This is a genomic window from Ruegeria sp. YTSA226, from assembly GCF_059609905.1.
Genome location: NZ_JBXWMQ010000001.1, coordinates 348,215 through 368,410 on the forward strand (window position 1 = coordinate 348,215; position 20,196 = coordinate 368,410).

A 20,196-nucleotide genomic window follows, 5' to 3' on the forward strand; every position below is an offset into this window, starting at 1 on the left:
CACATTTTGTTCTAACTTTTCTGTTGGAGACTCAGTGTGGCTCGCTTATCTCTAGGACACTTATGTGTTGGGGGCCAAACATGGCTGAGCTGAAGAATATCGAGGTGCGCGGCGCGCGCGAACATAACCTCAAAGGCATTGACGTGGATATTCCGCGTGACCAGCTTGTGGTTATCACTGGTCTGTCAGGCTCGGGCAAGTCGTCGCTTGCCTTTGACACGATCTATGCGGAAGGGCAGCGCCGGTATGTCGAAAGCCTGTCGGCCTATGCCCGGCAATTTCTGGATATGATGGAAAAGCCAGATGTGGACCATATCAGTGGTCTATCTCCGGCTATTTCCATCGAACAGAAGACGACTTCAAAGAACCCACGGTCTACCGTGGGAACCGTGACCGAGATTTACGACTATCTGCGTCTGCTGTTTGCCCGCGCTGGTACACCGTTCAGCCCTGCCACGGGCAAGCCGATCGAAGCCCAGCAGGTGCAGGATATGGTCGACCGGATCATGACGATGGAGGAGGGCACGCGCGGGTATCTGCTTGCCCCGATCGTGCGAGACCGGAAGGGCGAGTATAAGAAAGAGTTTCTGGAACTGCGCAAACAGGGCTTTCAGCGCGTCAAGGTTGATGGCGCGTTTCACGAGTTGGACGAGCCTCCGAAGCTAGACAAGAAGTTCCGCCATGACATCGACGTCGTGGTCGACCGATTGGTGGTGCGCGAGGGCATGGAAACGCGGCTGGCGGACAGCCTGCGCACAGCGCTTGATTTGGCCGATGGCATTGCGATTTTGGAAACCGCACCGCCTGAAGGCGACCCGGAGCGGATCACCTTCAGTGAAAATTTCGCCTGTCCTGTCAGTGGCTTCACCATCCCCGAGATCGAACCGCGCCTATTTTCCTTTAATGCGCCCTTCGGGGCCTGTCAGGCCTGTGACGGGCTGGGGGTCGAGCTGTTCTTTGACGAACGCCTCGTAGTGCCGGATCAGACGCTGAAACTGTATGACGGCGCCTTGGCGCCCTGGCGCAAGGGCAAGTCGCCCTATTTCCTGCAGACTATCGAAGCCATCGCGCGACATTATGAGTTCGACAAGAATACGCCGTGGAAAGATCTGCCCGCCAAGGTGCAGCAGGTGTTTCTGCGCGGATCGGGCGAGGAAGAAATCCAGTTCCGCTATGACGAAGGTGGCCGGGTGTATCAGGTAACCCGCAGTTTCGAAGGCGTTATCCCGAATATGGAGCGCCGCTATCGCGAGACTGACAGCGCCTGGATCCGCGAAGAATTTGAGCGTTATCAAAACAACCGCTCCTGCGGCAGCTGCGAAGGCTATCGCTTGCGGGCCGAGGCGCTGGCCGTCAAGATTTCCGGAATGCATGTCGGGCAGGTGGTCCAGATGTCGATCCGCGAGGCGCTGGCTTGGGTTGAGGATGCTCCAAACCATCTGAGTGATCAGAAAAATGAAATCGCGCGGGTGATCCTCAAAGAGATACGCGAGCGGCTTGGTTTCCTGAATAACGTTGGTTTGGAATACCTTACGCTGTCACGTTCAAGTGGAACTCTGTCTGGCGGTGAAAGCCAGCGTATCCGTCTGGCCAGCCAGATCGGGTCGGGTCTGACCGGGGTGTTGTATGTACTGGACGAACCTTCGATCGGGTTGCATCAGCGCGACAATGACCGCTTGCTGGGTACTCTCAAAAACCTGAGGGATCAGGGGAACACGGTCATCGTCGTAGAACATGACGAGGAAGCCATCCGCGAAGCCGACTATGTCTTTGACATCGGACCGGGCGCAGGCGTGCATGGCGGACAGGTCGTCAGCCATGGTACCCCGTCCGAGATCGCGACCGATGCAGCCTCGATCACCGGCCAATACCTGTCAGGCACACGCGAAATCCCGGTGCCGTCCGAGCGGCGGAAGGGGAACAAAAAGAAAGTGACTGTGGTCAATGCCACCGGGAACAATCTGAAGAAAGTGACCGCTGATTTTCCTCTGGGCAAGTTCGTCTGTGTGACCGGCGTATCCGGCGGTGGCAAATCGACCCTGACGATTGAAACCCTATTCAAGACAGCCTCCATGCGGCTGAACGGCGCGCGGCAGACACCCGCGCCGTGCGAGACGATCAAGGGGCTCGAGCATCTGGATAAGGTGATCGACATCGACCAGCGGCCCATCGGGCGTACACCACGCTCGAACCCGGCCACGTATACGGGGGCGTTCACGCCGATCCGTGACTGGTTCGCCGGTCTGCCCGAGTCCAAGGCGCGCGGGTACAAGCCTGGCCGGTTCAGCTTTAACGTCAAAGGCGGTCGGTGCGAGGCTTGTCAGGGCGACGGCGTCATCAAGATCGAAATGCACTTTCTGCCCGATGTCTATGTAACCTGCGAAACCTGCAAAGGCGCGCGGTACAATCGGGAAACCCTTGAGATCAAATTCAAAGGCAAGTCCATCGCGGATGTCCTTGATATGACAGTGGAAGATGCACAAGAGTTCTTCAAAGCCGTGCCGTCGATCCGCGATAAGATGGACGCGCTGGCGCGGGTCGGTCTGGGGTATATCAAGGTCGGGCAACAGGCGACGACCCTGTCGGGCGGTGAAGCGCAGCGGGTGAAGCTGTCAAAAGAACTCTCCAAACGCTCAACTGGTCGGACGCTTTACATTCTGGATGAGCCGACGACCGGTCTTCATTTCGAAGACGTCCGCAAGCTGTTGGAAGTGCTGCATGAATTGGTTGATCAGGGTAACACGGTTGTTGTGATCGAACACAATCTGGATGTTGTCAAAACGGCCGACCATATCATTGATATCGGGCCCGAAGGCGGTGACGGTGGTGGTGAGATTGTCGCCACGGGAACGCCCGAAGATGTTGTTGCTGTGGAACGCAGCCATACGGGCAGGTATTTGAAACAGTTGCTGAACCCCGAGCGGGTCGCGGCGGAATAACCTCCGTCGCGGCAACTTCAGTATCTGGCGTATCGCAGCATCTGCCAGTGGCGCAGTATTGGCGGAAAGAACAGGAACACGAAGCCGAAGCTGATATAGGCAAAGATCATCATCGGGATCCACAGCAAAACGCCAACCAGCCCAACAAACCCGGAAACACGTGCGGCTGAGTTCGCCGACATAATGCGCGTGAGCAAAGCGAAGAGCAGACGCCCCCCATCGAGCGGCATCAGGGGCAGCATGTTAAACAGCGCCAGCCACAGGTTTAGCTCTGCCGTCACCATCAGAACCCAGCCAATTTCAGGCGAGTTGGAAAACGGTTCCAGCAATGAACACACCGCCCACAGGGTCAGGTTCACAATCGGCCCCATAGCCACAATCAATTCGTCTTCATATGCCGAGGTCGACCGGCGATGTTCGCAGAATCCGCCGCCCCCATAAAGGACGACTCGATTGACGGGCACGCCCTGCACAAGACAGCCCCATGCGTGGCCCAACTCGTGCAGAAGAATCGAAATCAACTAAATCGCCACGAAGGCGAGCGCATAGGGCAGGTTGACCGGATCGGCGTTAATTCCGACAACGATCAAAACCAGAAAAATAAGGCTTTGGCTGAAATGTATCGGTACGTTCCATGGGCCGCGGAGCTCAAATAGCACGTTTTCAGTATTCATAATAAAACCTCGAAATGGTGAGGTTTATGATGATGTTAGATTGCGTCAAAATTTAAAACAGGCCGGAAAATGCCCGAGCCTGCTTACTTTCTCAAATCGACAGAGGTTGCTTTTCGACCGCTTGAATTCAGGCCGCGCTTGTCAGTTCAGGATGTCTGCAACCGCGCCGATCAGGTTCAGAACTTTGCGTGTATCCGGGTCGACACGATACACGTAGTCGCCTGCGCGGACATAGCTTCCCCTATTCAGGCCATACCGAAACGGATCATCAATCCAGCGATAGTCGCCATTGATAAACTCGCCATTTCTATACAGCTTATTGGCCTGTCCCGGAGGGACACAGGGTACGTTTTTCTTGGCCAGACCCGGCGGGCAGTGGCCGGCGTTTCCAGTTGCAACAATACCGCCCTGAGGCGCTATGCGGATGACCTTATTGTCATTCTTGTTCTTGCTGTTTCCTTTCCCGTTACCGGCCATGGCCGCCACCGGGGTCACGACCAGAGCAAGAACAGTAAGCGCTTTAACCAAATTATGCGTCATCGTAGCCCCAAGAATCGATGCTGAACCTCAGTCTTAGATGGACATCGGCAGGCAATGGGTCAACCCAATGGGCAGGAAGCCGCCCAAGGGCATCCTAGTTCCGACCGCGCTTTTCAAATCGCGGAAGCATGGCCGAGAAGTCCAGCCCCAGCCCATCTTCGCTTTCGACGAATTGCTGATACAGCTCGGTCGCCATCATCCCCATTGGGGTGTCGGCATCCGAGCTTTCCGCTGCCTGCTGACTGAGACGCAGGTCTTTCAACATCAGTTCGGCGGCAAAGCCGGGTTGATAACCATTGTCGGCCGGGCTTTGCGGACCGATGCCTGGGGCAGGGCAGTATGCGTTCATCGTCCAGCTATAGCCCGAGGAGGTGCTGACAACGTCGAACATTTTCTGCCGGTCCAGCCCCAATTTGTCGGCCAGCGCGAAGGCCTCGCAGGTTGCAATCATGGTGACGCCCAAAATCATGTTGTTGCAGATCTTGGCCGCCTGACCCGCGCCCGCGTCTCCGCAATGCACTGCCTTTTGCCCCATGATGTCGAACAAGGGCCGGGCTTTTTCGAATGCCTCGGCGCTTCCACCTGCCATGAATGTCAGCGTCCCAGCCGAGGCGCCTCCGATACCGCCCGATACGGGCGCGTCGACGGCCAAAACTCCCGCAGCCAAAGCCATATCGGCAACAGCTCGAGCGCTGTCGACATCCACTGTCGAACAATCGACCCAGACGGCCCCTTCATTCATCGCTGGAATGATCTCATTTGCGACGGATCGAAGTATCTGGCCATTCGGAAGCATGGTGATGACGATGTCTGTGTCTTTTGCAGCGTCGGCCCCTGACCCAGTCAAAGTAACACCGGAAACCGACACCTCGGCCATATCAAACCCAGCGACTTCATGCCCGGCATTGGCAAGATTGACTGCCATTGGATTGCCCATGTTTCCAAGGCCGATAAACCCGATTTTCATTCTTTAATCCTCCTCGAATGTCAGGGCGACGCTGCCCAGGGGCCGCAGCATTGCGGAAATATCCACGGCGGGAACAGGTTTGCCATGGTGACGCCAATTAGGAGAGCGATCCTTGTCTATGATCTGCGCGCGGATACCTTCCAGAAAGTCTCCGTGTTCCATGGCGCGCGCCGTAAAGCGGTATTCCATCTCCAGGGCTTTTCGGATCGACAGATCCAGCGCCTTAAGCCGATGAATCATTTCAATGGTACAAGCCACCGATAGTGGAGAGTTGCGGCCCATCAACTTTTGCGCCGCGTCAGAGAACGGGGTTTCGGAGAAGCGCAACGCGTTGAGGATGTCGTTCAACCCCTCGCCATTGAAAAGCACGTCGATTTCCGCCTGGACCTTTTCAAGTTTACCTGTGGGTGGCGTCTGGGAATGCTCGACCAACAGGTCTGTGCTCCCGGAAGCTTCGAGCAGTTCGATCAAGCCGGGCCATTCTTCAATGGGGATAAAATGGTCGGCAAAGCCCGCATAAATGGCGTCCGCAGGGCCCATTCGGTGACCTGTTGTGCCCAAGTATTCTCCCAGTCGACCCGGAGCCAGCGCGAGCATCAGAGAGCCACCAACATCCGGCACCAAACCGATAGAGCACTCGGGCAGGGCAATCTGAGATGTTTCACAGACTATGCGGTGGCTTCCGTGGCACCCAATTCCGACGCCGCCACCCATAGTAAACCCTTGTAGGAAACTGACCACGGGCTTGGGGTATTCGAAAATCAGTGCATTCAGCCTGTATTCATCGCGCCAGAAAGTCTGCCCATAGGCAAAGTCGCCTTTGCACCCGGTATCATAAAGCTCTGCGATATCTCCCCCGGCGCAAAATGCTTTATCGCCAACGGCGTCCAGTATGATCAGGTCAACTGACTCGTCCTCGCGCCAGTTGCGCATGGCCGTATCTATCGCCATGCACATGTCATAACTCAGCGCGTTCAAAGACTTGGGGCGTGTCAGAGTGATGCGTCCTGCGCGGCCGGTAGTGTGAATTTCAATATCTGGCATCGGGGTCTCAGCGTTGGGCAAGCATCTGACGAGAAACAATGACGCGCATGATCTCGTTTGTGCCTTCCAGAATTTGATGAACGCGCAAGTCGCGGACAAGCTTTTCGATACCGTAATCGGCGAGATACCCATAACCGCCGTGCAGTTGCAGGCATTGGTCGACCACTTTTGATCCGGTTTCAGTCACGAATTTCTTGGCCATTGCACAGAACTTGGTGGCGTCCGGTGCGCCCGTGTCCAGTTTCCAGGCCGCCTGACGCAAGAACGTCCGGGCCGCCTGCAATTCTATTTCCATATCCGCAAGCCTGAACTGCAGCGCTTGAAACTGATCAATCGACTTCCCGAATGCCTGACGCTCGGACATATACTGAAGCGTCATGTTCAGACCTGCTTGTGCCGCCCCCAAAGAACATGAGGCAATATTCAAGCGACCGCCATCCAGGCCCATCATCGCATATTTGAATCCGTCACCTTCTGTACCCACCAGATTGCCCGCCGGAACTTTGCAGTCGTCAAACTGAACCTGCGCCGTTGGTTGGCTTTTCCAGCCCATCTTTTGTTCAAGCGCGCCAAAGCTAAGACCTGGAGTGCCATCTTCGACATACAGGGTTGAAATCCCTTTGGGACCATCCTGTCCGGTGCGCACCATACAGACATAAGCATCTGAGTATCCGCCGCCCGAGATGAAGGCTTTTGTTCCGTTCAGCGTATAACCTTCGTTCGTGCGTTCGGCGCGAGTTTTCAGCGCGGCTGCGTCCGAGCCTGATCCGGGTTCGGTCAGGCAGTAGCTGAGGACTGTGTTCAGGTTAAGAATATCCGGCATGATCCGCGATTTCAGCTCATCCGCGGCAAATGTGTCCAACATCTTGGCGCACATATTGTGGATCGTCAGGAAGGCCGCGACTGAAGGGCAAGCCATCGAAAGGGCCTCGAACACCATCGTCGCATCCAGCCTACTAAGACCGGAACCGCCACTATCTTCGGACACATAGAGACCGCCAAAGCCAAGCTCCCCTACACGGGGCCAAAGGTCTTTGGGAATAGTGCCATCTGCCTCCCATTGCCGGGCGAAGGGTGCGATATGCTCCTGCCCGAACTCATAGGCCATATCGAAGATAGCAGTTTGCTCTTCGGTTGGTGCAAAATCCATTGGTTTCCTCCCACGTCGCCGGATGAATTGAACGAGTGTTTATTTCCAGATTCTTACAGAAATTTTGCACGCCCAGCAATTCCTGACAGGGATATTGCGAAAACGATTAGATCATACTTTGAGGCAGGTCATAAATCCTGATGGAATTCTTCGATCAGATGCTGAACCACAGCCCTGCCTGCATCCGCACCTTTGGCCGTCGCTTCGGCGTGAACACGTCGTTGCCGCGTGGCAGATGTGCCGTTTTGTGCGATTTGCTGTAGCCGGGCAAGTTCAGTCATGGTGCCCAGTGCTTCGGCATCTTCGGCCAGCATACCCATCAGTTCACCCATAAGTTCCGGCATGGGCTTGATGGATCGATCCCCGAAATCAATCATGCCTTCGCCGACACCGTAACGCTGCGCCCGCCACCGGTTTTCACCAATCAGGAACCTGTCATATTGCCGCCAACGCAAATTGCGGTCTTTCAGACGGCACAACATTCGGACCAGCGCCTGTACCATTGCAGCCAGTGACAAAGTGTGCTCCAACCTAGGCTGCACGTCCATTATGCGTGTTTCGAGCGTTGGAAAGCGATGAGACGGTCGCAAATCCCACCAGATTTTCGAGGTATCCTCGATCACGCCAAGTTCGACCAGAATGCCTGTCGTACGTTCATATTCCGACCAACTTGCCAGGACCGGTGGTAATCCGGTGCGGGGCAGGTTGTCGAACACGGTCAGACGATAGGAAGACAGGCCGGTATCCTCTCCGTTCCAATAGGGCGAGGATGTGGAGAGCGCCAACAGATGCGGCAGGAAATAGGAAAGCTGCGGCATCAGGTCGGCCCGCAATGACGGTTCTTCAACACCGACATGCACGTGCATCCCGCAGATCAGCATCCGTCGCGCGACACCGCCCAGGGCATGCTGCAAGGCGTCATAGCGCTCTCGGCGCGTGTGGTGCTGTTTCTTCCAGTCCGCAAAGGGGTGGCAGGACACAGCAATCGGAGCCAGATTGTATTCGGCGGACCGATCCGCCACACCCGCCCTCAGGCGCTTCAAATCTTCGCGCGCCGTGCGGATCGTTGCATGGGGGCGGGTGCCAACCTCGATCTGGCACTGCAGAAACTCGGGGCTGACCTGGCCCTGAAAATCGGCCTGGCAGGCTTCCATCAGTGCAGCGGGTGCTTGGGCAAGTTCAAGGCTGTCGCGGTCGACCAGAAGATACTCTTCCTCAATGCCCAGCGTGTATTCCTGCTGCATGGCGGCCCTCTTTCTAGCTTTATGCGAAACAGTGAATACGGAAATACGCTTTTTGCCAAGTGTTTACCGGCAGAGTCCTTGCGGTCATCGGGCTAGCAACGGTAAGGAACGGGTCAAAGTTCAGAAGAACCCCGGAGCCATTGTGTGAAACCCAGGAAATTCCCCCGGCTGAATGCCGTTCTCGACCGATTTGGTGTCAGGCTGATTGACAAAGTCACGGAACGGGACGAGCGTGCCCGGCTGGAGGCGTTCGAAAGGGCAGGCGGGCTGACCCGTTCGGCTTATTCGTTGTCACCGGGAATGGCCGATTTCGACATCTCGCAGCTGGTAGCCGAATATGGTGAACATGCCGCCGCTTTGGCTGCATTGAAAGATCCGTCCCGCAATCAAACCGGGTATAGGATCGGCAACGGGTATTATGACAGCCCAGATGCGGATGCGTTGTATCTTATGGTCCGACGTTTCAAACCCAAGCGGGTGATTGAGGTTGGCTGCGGTAATTCAACGCGCGTGACACGGCAGGCTGTATTGGATGGCGGGCTGCAGACGCAAATCACCGCGATTGATCCTTATCCGCGCGCGGACATCGCGCATGTAGTCGATCAATTCGAACAGAAACGGTTGGAAGAGGTCGATCCAGCCATCTTCGAACAGCTTGAAGCGGGTGACATCCTGTTCATCGATTCCAGCCATGTTGTCCGGATGAGCAATGATGTCGCGCATCTGTTCTGTCGCATCATACCGGCCTTAAAACCAGGCGTTGTGATCCATGTGCACGATGTTTTTCTACCCTACGAATACCCCAAGCGGTTCTTCTATGACTGCCCGGGATGGGGCGAGCAATATATGTTGCATGCATTGTTGCAATCTAGTGCATATTCAATGCTTTGGCCTGGATACTTCTTGCAACAGGATCGCCAGGATGCGGTCGAGGCACTGCCGTTTTTGAAAGATGGGCGCGCGCAAAGTATCTGGGTTCAGGTCAAATAAATCTGAGACCAAATTGATCCGGCGCAGCGAAACGCCCGTACCCCTTTCCATAACAAACTGGATAGGAGATCTCAAATATGTTTCGCCGTACTTTCCTGAGCGCCGCCGCCGCAATCGCACTTACCTTGCCGGTTCAAGCGAAGGCCGCCGATATCGTGGATACCGCCGTATCTGCTGGATCATTCACCACACTGGTCGCAGCGGTTCAAGCGGCGGGTCTGGTCGATACGCTGAAAGGGGACGGTCCGTTCACCGTTTTTGCCCCCACGGATGAGGCCTTTGCCGCACTGCCCGAAGGGACAGTGGAAACGCTGCTACTGCCCGAGAACAAAGACCAACTGGTCGCAATCCTGACTTACCATGTGGTTCCGGCCAAAGTCATGTCTGGGGACATCGCTGGCAAGCGCGCCAAAGTTCTGACCGTGCAGGGTGATCGCTTGAGTGTGAATGGTAAAAACGGCGTCAAAGTGAATGGCGCCAAGGTTGTGCAGGCCGATATCGAGGCCAGCAATGGCGTGATCCACGTCGTCGATGCGGTGATCCTGCCGGAATAATTGGCAACCACCGTGATCAAGCAAAAACCCCGGCCGTTATGGCCGGGGCATTCTGTCAGACCAATCTGACCTTGGTGCCAACCTGAACCAGCGGATATAACTCTTCAACATGCTGATTATAAAGGCCAATACATCCAGAAGAACTTTGGCGTCCAATCTTGCGTGTATCGTGCGTGCCGTGCACTAGATATGCTGGCCAGCCCAGATACATCGCCCGCGTACCCAGCGGATTTCCGGACTCGCCACCTTCAATTCGGATGGGCAGGTTCGGGTCGCGCTCGCGCATTGAGGCGGTCGGAGTCCAGCTCGGGTTTTCGCGCTTGCGTACTACTTCGGTATAACCACGCCTTGTGAGTTCTTCGCTCATAGGGACTGAGCTGGGGTACAGTTTGTACGTCCCGTCAGCCCCCCAATAGTGTACAGCGCGGCTTGTGATATCTGCCAGCAGGCAGCCGACACCTAACTGATCGAAGTGATCCTGCCAATTTTGGTGCGAGAATGAGGAGACATTCCGCCGCACAGCTAGCTGTGTGCTGATCGCTTCTTCGTCGAGTGGGAAAGCATCGGCGCTGCTTTGTGCGCGCACCAGTGCAGGTGTCATCAACAGAGACGCTGCACCTAACAATGCAGAGCGACGGGTCATGCGGGGATCTGACAAATTGGCCTCCGGTTCAGGAACTGCTCGCGCGGAACTGCGTGTAACTTATGTTTTTCTGATCAGATTTCCTAGGGAGTGTTGAGTGAATTTATTGTGAAGCGAACATCACAAGCGAAACTTGGCCGTGTATTGAAAAAGCCCGGCCAGTGGTGGCCGGGCTCTGTGGATCCACAGCTTTCGTTTGGATCAGTCCATGGCTTTGAAGTTGAACTCGCCGCCTTCTTTGATGCCTGAAGGCCAACGCGCGGTGACCGTTTTTGTGCGTGTATAGAATTTGAAGCTATCCGCACCATGCTGGTTCAGGTCACCGAACATGGATTTCTTCCAACCGCCAAAGGTGTGATAGGCCAACGGAACCGGGATCGGAACGTTGATACCGACCATGCCGATATTGATCCGGCTGGCAAAGTCACGCGCGGTATCTCCATCGCGGGTGAAGATCGCCGTGCCATTGCCGTATTCGTGGTCCATAGCCAAGCCAATCGCTTCTTCGTACGATCCTGCGCGGACGGTCGACAAAACCGGACCAAAGATCTCTTGCTTATAGATGTCCATGTCGGGCGTCACGTGGTCAAACAGGTGAGGGCCGACGAAGAAGCCGTCTTCATAGCCCTGCAGGCTAAAGTCGCGATTATCGACAACCAGTTTGGCACCCTGTTCAACGCCCGAGCTGATCAGTCCCAAAATGCGCTCTTTGGCAGCACCGGTCACGACCGGTCCCATGTCAACATCATCGCCGGCAGTGTAGGGGCCGACCTTCAGTTTCTCGATACGCGGAATAAGCTTTTCGATCAGCGCGTCGGCGGTATCCTCTCCGACCGGGACGGCAACCGATACGGCCATGCAGCGTTCGCCAGCCGCGCCGAAACCGGCGCCAACCAGGGCATCTGCTGCCTGGTCAAGATCGGCGTCGGGCATGACGATCATGTGGTTCTTGGCGCCGCCGAAACACTGCGCGCGTTTGCCGTTGGCCGTGGCGCGCGAATAGATGTACTGCGCGATAGGGGTCGAGCCCACAAAGGAAACGCCCTGAATGATCTCGCTGTCCAACAGCGTGTCCACGGCCTCTTTGTCGCCATTGACCACCTGGAACACACCTTTGGGCAAACCTGCCTCAACGAAAAGTTCCGCCAGCATCAAAGGTACTGAAGGATCGCGCTCGGACGGTTTCAGAACAACAGCGTTGCCACAGGCCAGGGCAGGGCCCACATGCCACAGAGGCATCATGGCCGGGAAGTTGAACGGCATGATCGAGGCCACAACCCCTAAAGGCTGGCGCATAGAATACATATCGATGCCTGGGCCCGCACTGTCGGTGAATTCGCCTTTCAACATCTGCGGAGCACCGATGCAGTATTCGATCACTTCTAGACCGCGCTGCAGATCGCCTTTCGCGTCTGGGATCGTCTTGCCGTGCTCGCGGCTCAGCGCTTCGGCCAGCTTGTCCATGTCGCGGTTCATCAGGTGAACCATCGCCATCATCACGCGCCCGCGTTTTTGCGGGTTCGTTGCACCCCAGGCCGATTGTGCGGCTGCGGCGCTAGCAATGGCTGCTGTGGTCTCGGCAGCACTTGCCATCGGGCATTTGTACTGTACCTCGCCGGTAGCGGGGTTGAACACGTCATCATATCGGCCGGACGTGCCGGCGACATTCTCACCGTTGATGAAATGGGACAGTTCGTTCATTGCGAATTCCTCCGAAGGTCTGCGCGCAGAATAGGCTTGCATAAATGGCTTGAACAGAGGCAATGTCCCAAAGGTGTTTTGCAAAATTGCAAAGGTGAAGCGTGACACCTAATTGGGATGATATGAGGGTCTTTCTGGCCGTAGCCCGCGAAGAAAGCCTTTCGGCGGCGGGACGATTACTTCGGATTGACCCGGCTACGGTCGGACGCCGTGTTGCGCGGTTGGAAGCGTCTCTGGATGCGCCGCTGTTCACCAAATCGCAGCAGGGATATGTGCTGACCTCAGCTGGTGAGCGTTTGATGGACCACGGTCTAAAAGCCGAAGAGGCGATGCGCGCTGCTGCAGGCGCCATGGCAGAACCATCTGAGAGGTTGAGCGGGCAAATCCGGATCGGCGCACCGGACGGGTGTGCGAACTACTTGTTGCCGCAGGTGTGTGGCAAGATTTGTGACGCCAATCCCAATCTGGACATACAAATTCTGGCCTTGCCGCGCGTCATCAACCTTTCACGCCGTGAAGCCGATATGGCCGTGACCGTCAGCGCACCGACCGCTGGAAAACTGCTTGTACAGAAAATTACCGATTACAAACTTCATCTTGTCGCAACGCAGGAATACCTTGCCGATCACCCTGCAGTTCATTCCATCAGCACGTTAGGGGGGCATCGTATGATCGGATACATACCTGATATGATATTCGACCGCGAACTGGACTATCTGGTCGATCTGGGTGTTGACCGTGTCGCGCTGGCCTCGAATTCGGTCTCTGTCCAACTGCGGCAGGTTTCCCAGGGATCAGGGATCTGCATTGCGCATGATTTCACACTGCCATTTCACCCGAAGTTGAAGAAAATATTGGTTGATCAAGTGAGTTTGACACGCAGTTTTCATCTGGTTCGACATCAAGGTGACCAACGAAACGAGCGGTTGAATCGGTTCGCGCAGGCCCTGTCCCAAGGGATTCGCGATGAAGTTGAGCGGCTTGAGGCTGAAGCTTCACCTTGACAGGCTATTTCATTCCGGCAACGCTTTGGAAAACACGAAGTTATTTCGGAGGTTACGTCAATGCTTGTTCAGGCCATTCTGAAATCCAAAGCCACCGGAGGCGTGGTGACAGTTGCTCCTTCGCGCACAGTTTCAGAGGTTACAGGAATCCTTGCAGAAAAGCGCATCGGAACGGTGGTTGTATCAGAAGACGGCGGTAAGACCGCATCAGGCATCTTATCAGAACGTGACATTGTGCGCGAACTGGCCGCAAGCGGCAGCGGATGCCTATCAAAACCTGTAAGCGCTTATATGACCCGCGAGCTGGTGACAGCGACGCAACAGGATACTGTCCAGGATATAATGTCGCGGATGACCGAAGGGCGCTTTCGCCATATGCCGGTTGTTGAGGACGGTAACCTCGTTGGCATTGTTACCCTAGGCGACGTTGTCAAAGCACAGCTTTCCGAACTGGCAATGGAAAAAGACGCATTGGAAGGCATGATCATGGGCCATTAAGCCCATAGAAACGCGACGCAACTACTTGCACCCATAGCCAAGTTATGTTTGCTTGCGCAGAAATTTCGTTGCGCAGGAGGCGGCAATGAGGGTTGGATTGTATCCCGGAACATTTGATCCGATCACCCTGGGTCATATTGATATCATCCGTCGCGCGGCCGCTCTGGTTGACAAGCTCGTGATTGGGGTGGCGATCAATCGGGAAAAGGGGCCGTTATTTTCGTTGGAAGAACGGGTCGAGATGATCGAAGCCGAATGTTCCTTTCTTTCCGAACAGACCGGAACTGAAATTGTCGCCCATCCTTTTGAAAACCTGCTTATCAACTGTGCCCGCGACGTAGGTGCTCAGGTCATTGTCAGAGGCCTGCGTGCTGTTGCGGATTTCGAGTATGAGTTCCAGATGGTCGGTATGAACCGCGCTTTGGACGACTCGATCGAGACGGTGTTCCTTATGGCTGAGGCCCGCCATCAGGCGATTGCCTCGAAACTGGTGAAAGAGATCGCGCGATTGAACGGGGACGTGTCGAATTTCGTCACGCCCCGCGTAAATGACGCGCTGCGTGCGCGCTTAGGATAGCGCGCCCATCGCGGCCGCCGTGTCCAGCATCCGGTTAGAAAAGCCCCATTCATTGTCGTACCAGGCCAGCACCCGGACCAACGTGCCGTCTGTCACCTTGGTTTCAGCCAAAGAGACGGTCGAACTGTGTGCGTCGTGATTGAAGTCGATCGACACTAGTGGGCGGCTTTCCGCAGCCAGGACACCGCGAATATTGGCCGCGGCATCAATGAACAACTGGTTGACCTCTTCTTCGGTTGTTGGGCGCGACACCTCGGCCACCAGATCCACAACCGAGACGTTCGGAGTGGGAACACGGATTGCCTGTCCAGTCAATTTACCTGCCAACTGGGGCAATACGAGACCTACGGCTGAGGCTGCCCCCGTAGTGGTGGGAATCATCGACAATGCAGCCGCGCGTGACAGATACGGGTCTTTTCCTGCGGTATCGTGAACTGGTTGGCTGGCTGTATAGGCATGAACGGTTGTCATGTTTCCGTGGACAATGCCCAAACCCTCGTCCAGCGCCGCAGCAACGGGCGACAAACAGTTGGTCGTGCAGGATGCGTTCGAAACGATTGTATCTTCGACGGTCAGTTCATGGTCATTTACCCCGAAGACGATGGTTTTGACCGCACCATCCCCGCGGGCAGGAGCAGAAATCAGAACTTTTTTGGCGCCGTTGTCAAAATGGCGCGCCGCGGCTTCGCGCGTGCGGAACACGCCTGTGCATTCGAGAACAACGTCAATATCGGACCAATCGAGTTTCTCAGGCTCGCGTTCGCTGGTTAGGCGGATCGGGCCTGCACCGACATCCAAACCGGCGTCGGTCAGGGAAACGGGCTTTGTATAACGTCCATGCACACTGTCGAATTCAAAGAGATGCGCGTTAATTTCGGGCTTGGCCAAATCGTTTATGGCCACGATCTGAACGTCGGTCCGCCCAGATTCCATCAATGCCCGCAAAACACCGCGCCCGATCCGTCCAAATCCATTGATTGCCAACTTGAGTGTCATGGTCTGCTCCGTCTGGGTGTCTGTTATTGCAAAGTTAGCGCTAACAAAGCTAGATCAAGGAAAAAGTCAAGAAAAACCTCTGTCAGCGCCAGAAGGCGAGCCAGTCCAGGAAGGTGTAAAGTTTCTTTCCCAGGAAGATCAGGTTCTCAGAGCCGAACATTGCGTAATCGACTAGCAGACAGCCAAGTATTAGAATGCCAAGCCAGATAGCAATTTGATTGGTCATGTTGGCCCCGAATGAAAACACCCGCCCAGATAAACTGAGCGGGTGTAAAGGTACAACATTTCTACGGCGTTTTAGTTAAGCCGTCCCATGGCAACGGCGACGTCTGCCATACGAACCGAGAAGGCCCATTCGTTGTCATACCAAGCCAGAACACGAACCATGCGGTTGTTAACGACCCGTGTCTGGTCTGGTGCGAAAATCGAGCTTTCTTCGGTATGATTGAAATCGGTCGAAACCAGCGGCGCGGGCTCATAGCCCACGACGCGCTGCATTGATCCCCGTGATGCTTCACGAACGATGGCATTAACATCTTCGACAGTCACGTCACGCGCCGCATGGAAGGTCAGGTCGACAGCAGAAACGTTTGGTGTTGGTACACGGATAGCCGAGCCGTCCAAACGACCCTTCAGGTTCGGCAGAACTTCGCCCAGAGCTTTGGCTGCACCTGTTGAAGTAGGGATCATGGACATTGCCGCAGCGCGCGCGCGATACAGGTCACTATGACGGCGATCCAGTGTCGGCTGGTCGCCGGTATAGGCATGGATCGTAGTCATGATACCGTGTTCGATCCCGATACCTTCGTCCAGTACCTTGGCAAGCGGAGCAAGGCAGTTCGTGGTACAAGAGCCATTCGAAACCATTCTATCTTCAGTAACCAGGCTGTTGTGGTTCACGCCATAGACAATGGTTTTATCAACATTCTTGCCTGGCGCAGACAAAAGAACCTTCTGAGCACCGCGTTCCAGATGCGTTTTGGCTTTCAGGCCATCGTTGAATTTTCCGGTGCATTCCAAAACGACGTCACAACCTTCCCAATCAAGCTCGTTCATATCGTAAGTCGAGAACACCTCCATTGGGCCGCGGCCCAAATCCATGGTGTTGCCTTCGATCGAAACATCGCGGGGAAAGCGGCCGTGGATGCTGTCGTATTTCAGCAGGTGGGCGGTAGTTTCCAATGGGCCGGTCGCGTTGACCTTGATCACTTCGATGTCGTTGCGGGCCGATGCCGCAATATGCGACAGGGTGCAGCGGCCGATACGGCCAAATCCATTGATGCCGACCTTGATGGTCATCTGACGTCTCCAAAAATGCGCTTGCTCTGCGGGGCATATAGCGGCACAGACGCTTTCTCAAAAGGGCAAAAGTGACATATTCTTAACGTGTTAGCGCAAACCTTCGCCGGTTGCGCTAACGCTTGCGCTAGCCGTCGGATCGGGTAGGGTCCCCTGGCGACAGGTGAGATGAGAGGAAACACGCATGAGTGGTTTGTTGGCACTGTTGGATGATGTTGCTGGCATAGCAAAGGTTGCTGCAGCGTCAGTGGACGATGTGGTCGCTGCCGCCGGCAAGGCCGGGGCCAAGACTGCGGGCGTGATCATCGATGATGCAGCAGTTACTCCGAAATATGTGCAGGGCTTTGCCCCGGCGCGGGAATTGCCGATCATCTGGCGCATTGCGCGCGGCTCGATTTTCAACAAGATTATACTGCTGTTGCCAGTCGCCTTGTTGCTGGCCAATTTTGCACCCTGGTTGATAACGCCCTTGTTGATGCTTGGCGGGTCCTATTTGTGCTTCGAAGGGGCAGAAAAGATATTTCACCTGCTTTTCCCTCATGGCAGCCACGTTATAGACGAAGATATGAAGGTCAAAGACCCGGGCCATCTGGAAGAGCAGAAGGTCAAGGGGGCGATCAAAACCGATTTCATCTTGTCCGCCGAGATCATGACAATCGCCCTTGCCGCCATCGAAGCACCGAATATCTGGATGCAGGCGGCAACGCTGGCCGTTGTTGGACTAGGTGTGACCCTGGCCGTTTATGGCTCGGTCGCCTTGATCGTGAAGATGGACGATGTGGGCCTTTTCCTGGCGCGAAACGCACCAACGCCGATCGGGCGCGGATTGGGGCGTGGATTGGTTAAGGCGATGCCGGTTGTCATGAAAGTGCTGTCGATTGTCGGCACAGCTGCGATGCTGTGGGTTGGCGGCTCGATCATCATTCACGGGCTTGAGGTTCTGGGTTTTGGCTGGTTGGGACATCAGATCCATGACATGGCCTATGCAGCCGGGCATGCGGTTTCGGCGCAATGGGAAGGTGCCGTGGAGTGGATTTCCAAAGCCACGATGGATGGCATTTTCGGACTGGCCTGGGGGTTCGTGCTGATCCCGATTGCAACCAAAGTGGTCGCGCCGATTTTGTCTCGGAAATCTGAAACGCATTAATCAGAAAACGAAAAGGGCGGCGCATGGCCGCCCTTCGCTTGATGTTTGAAATTGGGAATTACAGCTCCAGTAATTCCTTGACCTTTGCAACTGTGGCCTCGGCAGTGATGCCGAAATGTTTGTACAGTTCATCAGCGGGGGCAGACGCGCCAAAGCCCGACATGCCGATGAAGCCTGCCTTGGCGTCACGGCCGCGTTCACCCAGCAGCCAGCGGTCCCAGCCTCCGGCGCGGACGGCGGCCTCGATGCCGACACGGACGGCTCCACCGGGCAGAACCCGCTTGCGATACGCTTCATCCTGCTCGGCGAACAGTTCCATGCATGGCATCGACACGACGCGCGTGCCAATGCCCTCGGCCTCGAGCATCGCCTTGGCTTCCATCGCCAGCGACACTTCCGAACCGGTTGCGATCAGGATTGCCTGACGCTTGCCTTCGGCTTCGGCTAGAACATAGCCGCCTTGTGCAGTCAGGTTTTTGGTTTTGTGATCCTTGCGTACGGTCGGCACGCCCTGGCGGGTCAGAGACAAGACCGAAGGGCTGTCCTTGAAGGTCAGCGCCAGTTCCCAGGATTCCGCTGTTTCAACGGCATCCGCCGGGCGGAACACATAGGTATTCGGTGTCGCGCGTGAGATTGCCAGATGCTCGACCGGCTGGTGGGTCGGGCCGTCTTCGCCCAGACCGATCGAGTCATGGGTCATCACAAAGACCGTGGGTATCTTCATCAGCGCTGCAAGCCGCATCGAGGGCCGCGCATAGTCGGTGAACGCCATGAAGGTACCGCCATAGGGGCGGATGCCGCCATGCAGCGCCATACCGTTCATCGCGGCGGCCATGCCGTGTTCGCGGATTCCGTAGTGGATATAGCGACCCTTGCGGTTTTCCGGCAGGAACACGCCCATATCGGCCGATTTCGTGTTGTTCGAACCGGTCAGGTCAGCAGACCCGCCAATAGTTTCCGGCATGATCGGATTGACCACGTTCAGAACTTTTTCGGACGAGGCACGGGTGGCCAACTTGGGCTGATCTTCCGACATCTGCTTTTTGAACGAGCGGATGGCACCGGCCAGTTTTTTGGGTGCCTCGAACGCATAAGAGCGGTTGAACTCGGCCTGTTTGCGTTCAGAGATTTGCGCGAAACGCTCCTCCCACGCAGACCGCTCGGCCGCGCCGCGGGAACCGATTGCTTCCCAAGAAGTTTTGACATTTGCCGGAATTTCGAACGCGCCATGCGGGGCGGCATAGGCCTCTTTGGCCGCTTTCAGCTGTTCCTGATCGGTCAGGGCGCCGTGGCCTTTCGAGGTATCCTGCGCGGCGTGACCCAAAGCAATATGGCTTTCACAGGCGATCATGGTCGGCTTGTTTGACGATTTCGCCTTGGTGATGGCCTCGTCGATCGCCTGCGGATCATGGCCGTCAATCTCGATGACCTGCCAGCCCGAGGCGGCAAAACGTTTCACCTGATCGGTCCGGTCAGCGATGTCGACCGTGCCGTCGATGGTGATGTTGTTGTTGTCCCAGAACACGATCAGTTTACCCAGCTCGTGACGGCCGGCCAGCGTCATGGCCTCTTGACTAACGCCTTCCATAAGGCAGCCGTCGCCCGCGATGACATAGGTATAGTGATCTACGATCTTCTTGCCGTAATGAGCGCGCTGAATTTCCTCGGCCATGGCAAAACCAACGGCGTTCGAGATCCCCTGACCCAGCGGGCCGGTTGTGGTTTCGATCCCGTTGACAAGGAAGTTCTCGGGGTGACCTGCAGTTTTTGCGCCCAGCTGACGGAAATTCTTGATCTGTTCCAGCGTAACGTCAGCGTTCCCAGTGAGATACAACAGCGAATAGATCAGCATCGAGCCGTGCCCGGCGGACAGGATGAACCGGTCGCGGTCGGGCCAGTTTGGGGCCGAGGCGTCGAATTTCAGGTGCTTTTCGAACAGTACAGTCGCGACATCGGCCATGCCCATTGGCATACCGGAATGGCCGGAATTGGCGGCGGCGACGGCGTCGAGGGTCAATGTGCGGATGGCCGCAGCTTTGTCCCAGTGTTCGGGGTTGGCATTGCGCAGCGCAGTCAGGTCCACGGGTGTTGTTCCTTTGGATTACAGGCAGATGGCCGCTCAATACCATTCAGCCCTCAAAGTGCAAGTAGAACTGGGTGCTGCAGGGTTTTGCTGGATCAAGAATGTGACCCAAGTCGTTGAAAGCAAACAGTGGGTATTTTCGATGC

Annotated in this window: 20 protein-coding genes; 7 read left to right on the forward strand and 13 right to left on the reverse strand. The window is 55.9% G+C overall.

What is annotated here, in order from left to right:
* Positions 1 to 80 precede the first annotated feature (80 nt).
* Complete coding sequence (gene uvrA / locus AC2FFF_RS01735) at positions 81 to 2,939, forward strand: excinuclease ABC subunit UvrA (protein ID WP_281972164.1); 2,859 nt, start codon at positions 81 to 83, stop codon at positions 2,937 to 2,939.
* A gap of 17 nt (positions 2,940 to 2,956) precedes the next feature.
* Here the strand turns inward: uvrA and AC2FFF_RS01740 are convergent, their stop codons facing one another.
* The 7 genes from AC2FFF_RS01740 to AC2FFF_RS01770 form a co-directional block, all read right to left on the reverse strand.
* A complete protein-coding gene (locus AC2FFF_RS01740) occupies positions 2,957 to 3,460 on the reverse strand; it encodes a site-2 protease family protein (RefSeq protein ID WP_281972163.1) in 504 nt (167 codons plus the stop codon).
* A complete protein-coding gene (locus AC2FFF_RS01745) occupies positions 3,461 to 3,613 on the reverse strand; it encodes a hypothetical protein (RefSeq protein WP_281972162.1) in 153 nt (50 codons plus the stop codon).
* 141 nt (positions 3,614 to 3,754) lie between these two features.
* Positions 3,755 to 4,153 (reverse strand): hypothetical protein, encoded by a 399-nt coding sequence (locus AC2FFF_RS01750; protein WP_281972161.1) that lies wholly within the window; start codon positions 4,151 to 4,153, stop codon positions 3,755 to 3,757.
* 94 nt (positions 4,154 to 4,247) lie between these two features.
* Positions 4,248 to 5,120, reverse strand: coding sequence for a 3-hydroxyisobutyrate dehydrogenase (mmsB, locus tag AC2FFF_RS01755; protein WP_281972160.1), 873 nt, complete (start codon positions 5,118 to 5,120; stop codon positions 4,248 to 4,250).
* 3 nt (positions 5,121 to 5,123) lie between these two features.
* Positions 5,124 to 6,164: an enoyl-CoA hydratase/isomerase family protein gene (locus AC2FFF_RS01760; protein WP_281972159.1), complete on the reverse strand. Its 1,041-nt coding sequence runs from the start codon at positions 6,162 to 6,164 to the stop codon at positions 5,124 to 5,126.
* A gap of 7 nt (positions 6,165 to 6,171) precedes the next feature.
* Positions 6,172 to 7,314: an acyl-CoA dehydrogenase family protein gene (locus tag AC2FFF_RS01765; protein WP_142634037.1), complete on the reverse strand. Its 1,143-nt coding sequence runs from the start codon at positions 7,312 to 7,314 to the stop codon at positions 6,172 to 6,174.
* Between the two features lie 128 nt (positions 7,315 to 7,442).
* Positions 7,443 to 8,558: a carboxylate-amine ligase gene (locus tag AC2FFF_RS01770; RefSeq protein ID WP_142634035.1), complete on the reverse strand. Its 1,116-nt coding sequence runs from the start codon at positions 8,556 to 8,558 to the stop codon at positions 7,443 to 7,445.
* Positions 8,559 to 8,702: 144 nt separating this feature from the next.
* On the opposite strand from AC2FFF_RS01770, the gene AC2FFF_RS01775 reads away from it, so the two are divergent.
* Positions 8,703 to 9,548, forward strand: a complete 846-nt coding sequence (locus tag AC2FFF_RS01775; protein ID WP_496882815.1) for a class I SAM-dependent methyltransferase — start codon at positions 8,703 to 8,705, stop codon at positions 9,546 to 9,548.
* Positions 9,549 to 9,625: 77 nt separating this feature from the next.
* A complete protein-coding gene (locus AC2FFF_RS01780) occupies positions 9,626 to 10,102 on the forward strand; it encodes a fasciclin domain-containing protein (protein ID WP_281972158.1) in 477 nt (158 codons plus the stop codon).
* Between the two features lie 55 nt (positions 10,103 to 10,157).
* Here the strand turns inward: AC2FFF_RS01780 and AC2FFF_RS01785 are convergent, their stop codons facing one another.
* Together AC2FFF_RS01785 and AC2FFF_RS01790 are read right to left on the reverse strand one after the other, a co-directional pair.
* On the reverse strand, positions 10,158 to 10,745 hold the full coding sequence (locus AC2FFF_RS01785) for a L,D-transpeptidase (protein ID WP_271946907.1): 588 nt from the start codon (positions 10,743 to 10,745) through the stop codon (positions 10,158 to 10,160).
* Between the two features lie 201 nt (positions 10,746 to 10,946).
* Complete coding sequence (locus tag AC2FFF_RS01790) at positions 10,947 to 12,446, reverse strand: CoA-acylating methylmalonate-semialdehyde dehydrogenase (RefSeq protein ID WP_496882816.1); 1,500 nt, start codon at positions 12,444 to 12,446, stop codon at positions 10,947 to 10,949.
* 101 nt (positions 12,447 to 12,547) lie between these two features.
* On the opposite strand from AC2FFF_RS01790, the gene AC2FFF_RS01795 reads away from it, so the two are divergent.
* The 3 genes from AC2FFF_RS01795 to coaD all read left to right on the forward strand — a co-directional run bounded on the left by AC2FFF_RS01795 (position 12,548) and on the right by coaD (position 14,525).
* Positions 12,548 to 13,450: a LysR family transcriptional regulator gene (locus tag AC2FFF_RS01795; protein ID WP_281972156.1), complete on the forward strand. Its 903-nt coding sequence runs from the start codon at positions 12,548 to 12,550 to the stop codon at positions 13,448 to 13,450.
* A gap of 60 nt (positions 13,451 to 13,510) precedes the next feature.
* Positions 13,511 to 13,948, forward strand: a complete 438-nt coding sequence (locus AC2FFF_RS01800; RefSeq protein ID WP_281972155.1) for a CBS domain-containing protein — start codon at positions 13,511 to 13,513, stop codon at positions 13,946 to 13,948.
* An 85-nt stretch (positions 13,949 to 14,033) separates the two neighbouring features.
* Positions 14,034 to 14,525 carry a pantetheine-phosphate adenylyltransferase gene (coaD, locus tag AC2FFF_RS01805; protein WP_142634021.1) on the forward strand — a complete coding sequence of 164 codons (492 nt, stop codon included), beginning with the start codon at positions 14,034 to 14,036 and terminating at the stop codon, positions 14,523 to 14,525.
* On the opposite strand, the gene gap (AC2FFF_RS01810) is transcribed toward coaD, so the two are convergent.
* From gap (AC2FFF_RS01810) to gap (AC2FFF_RS01820), 3 genes are all read right to left on the reverse strand, one after another.
* Positions 14,517 to 15,521, reverse strand: a complete 1,005-nt coding sequence (gap, locus tag AC2FFF_RS01810; RefSeq protein ID WP_142634019.1) for a type I glyceraldehyde-3-phosphate dehydrogenase — start codon at positions 15,519 to 15,521, stop codon at positions 14,517 to 14,519. The two genes, coaD and gap (AC2FFF_RS01810), sit on opposite strands and share 9 nt — an antisense overlap.
* A gap of 82 nt (positions 15,522 to 15,603) precedes the next feature.
* Positions 15,604 to 15,747, reverse strand: a complete 144-nt coding sequence (locus tag AC2FFF_RS01815; RefSeq protein ID WP_185956611.1) for a hypothetical protein — start codon at positions 15,745 to 15,747, stop codon at positions 15,604 to 15,606.
* A gap of 71 nt (positions 15,748 to 15,818) precedes the next feature.
* Complete coding sequence (gene gap / locus AC2FFF_RS01820; protein WP_142634017.1) at positions 15,819 to 16,820, reverse strand: type I glyceraldehyde-3-phosphate dehydrogenase; 1,002 nt, start codon at positions 16,818 to 16,820, stop codon at positions 15,819 to 15,821.
* Between the two features lie 184 nt (positions 16,821 to 17,004).
* On the opposite strand from gap (AC2FFF_RS01820), the gene AC2FFF_RS01825 reads away from it, so the two are divergent.
* Positions 17,005 to 17,967, forward strand: coding sequence for a DUF808 domain-containing protein (locus tag AC2FFF_RS01825; protein WP_142634015.1), 963 nt, complete (start codon positions 17,005 to 17,007; stop codon positions 17,965 to 17,967).
* A gap of 58 nt (positions 17,968 to 18,025) precedes the next feature.
* On the opposite strand, the gene tkt is transcribed toward AC2FFF_RS01825, so the two are convergent.
* Positions 18,026 to 20,050 carry a transketolase gene (gene tkt / locus AC2FFF_RS01830; RefSeq protein ID WP_281972154.1) on the reverse strand — a complete coding sequence of 675 codons (2,025 nt, stop codon included), beginning with the start codon at positions 20,048 to 20,050 and terminating at the stop codon, positions 18,026 to 18,028.
* Between the last annotated feature and the right edge of the window lie 146 nt (positions 20,051 to 20,196).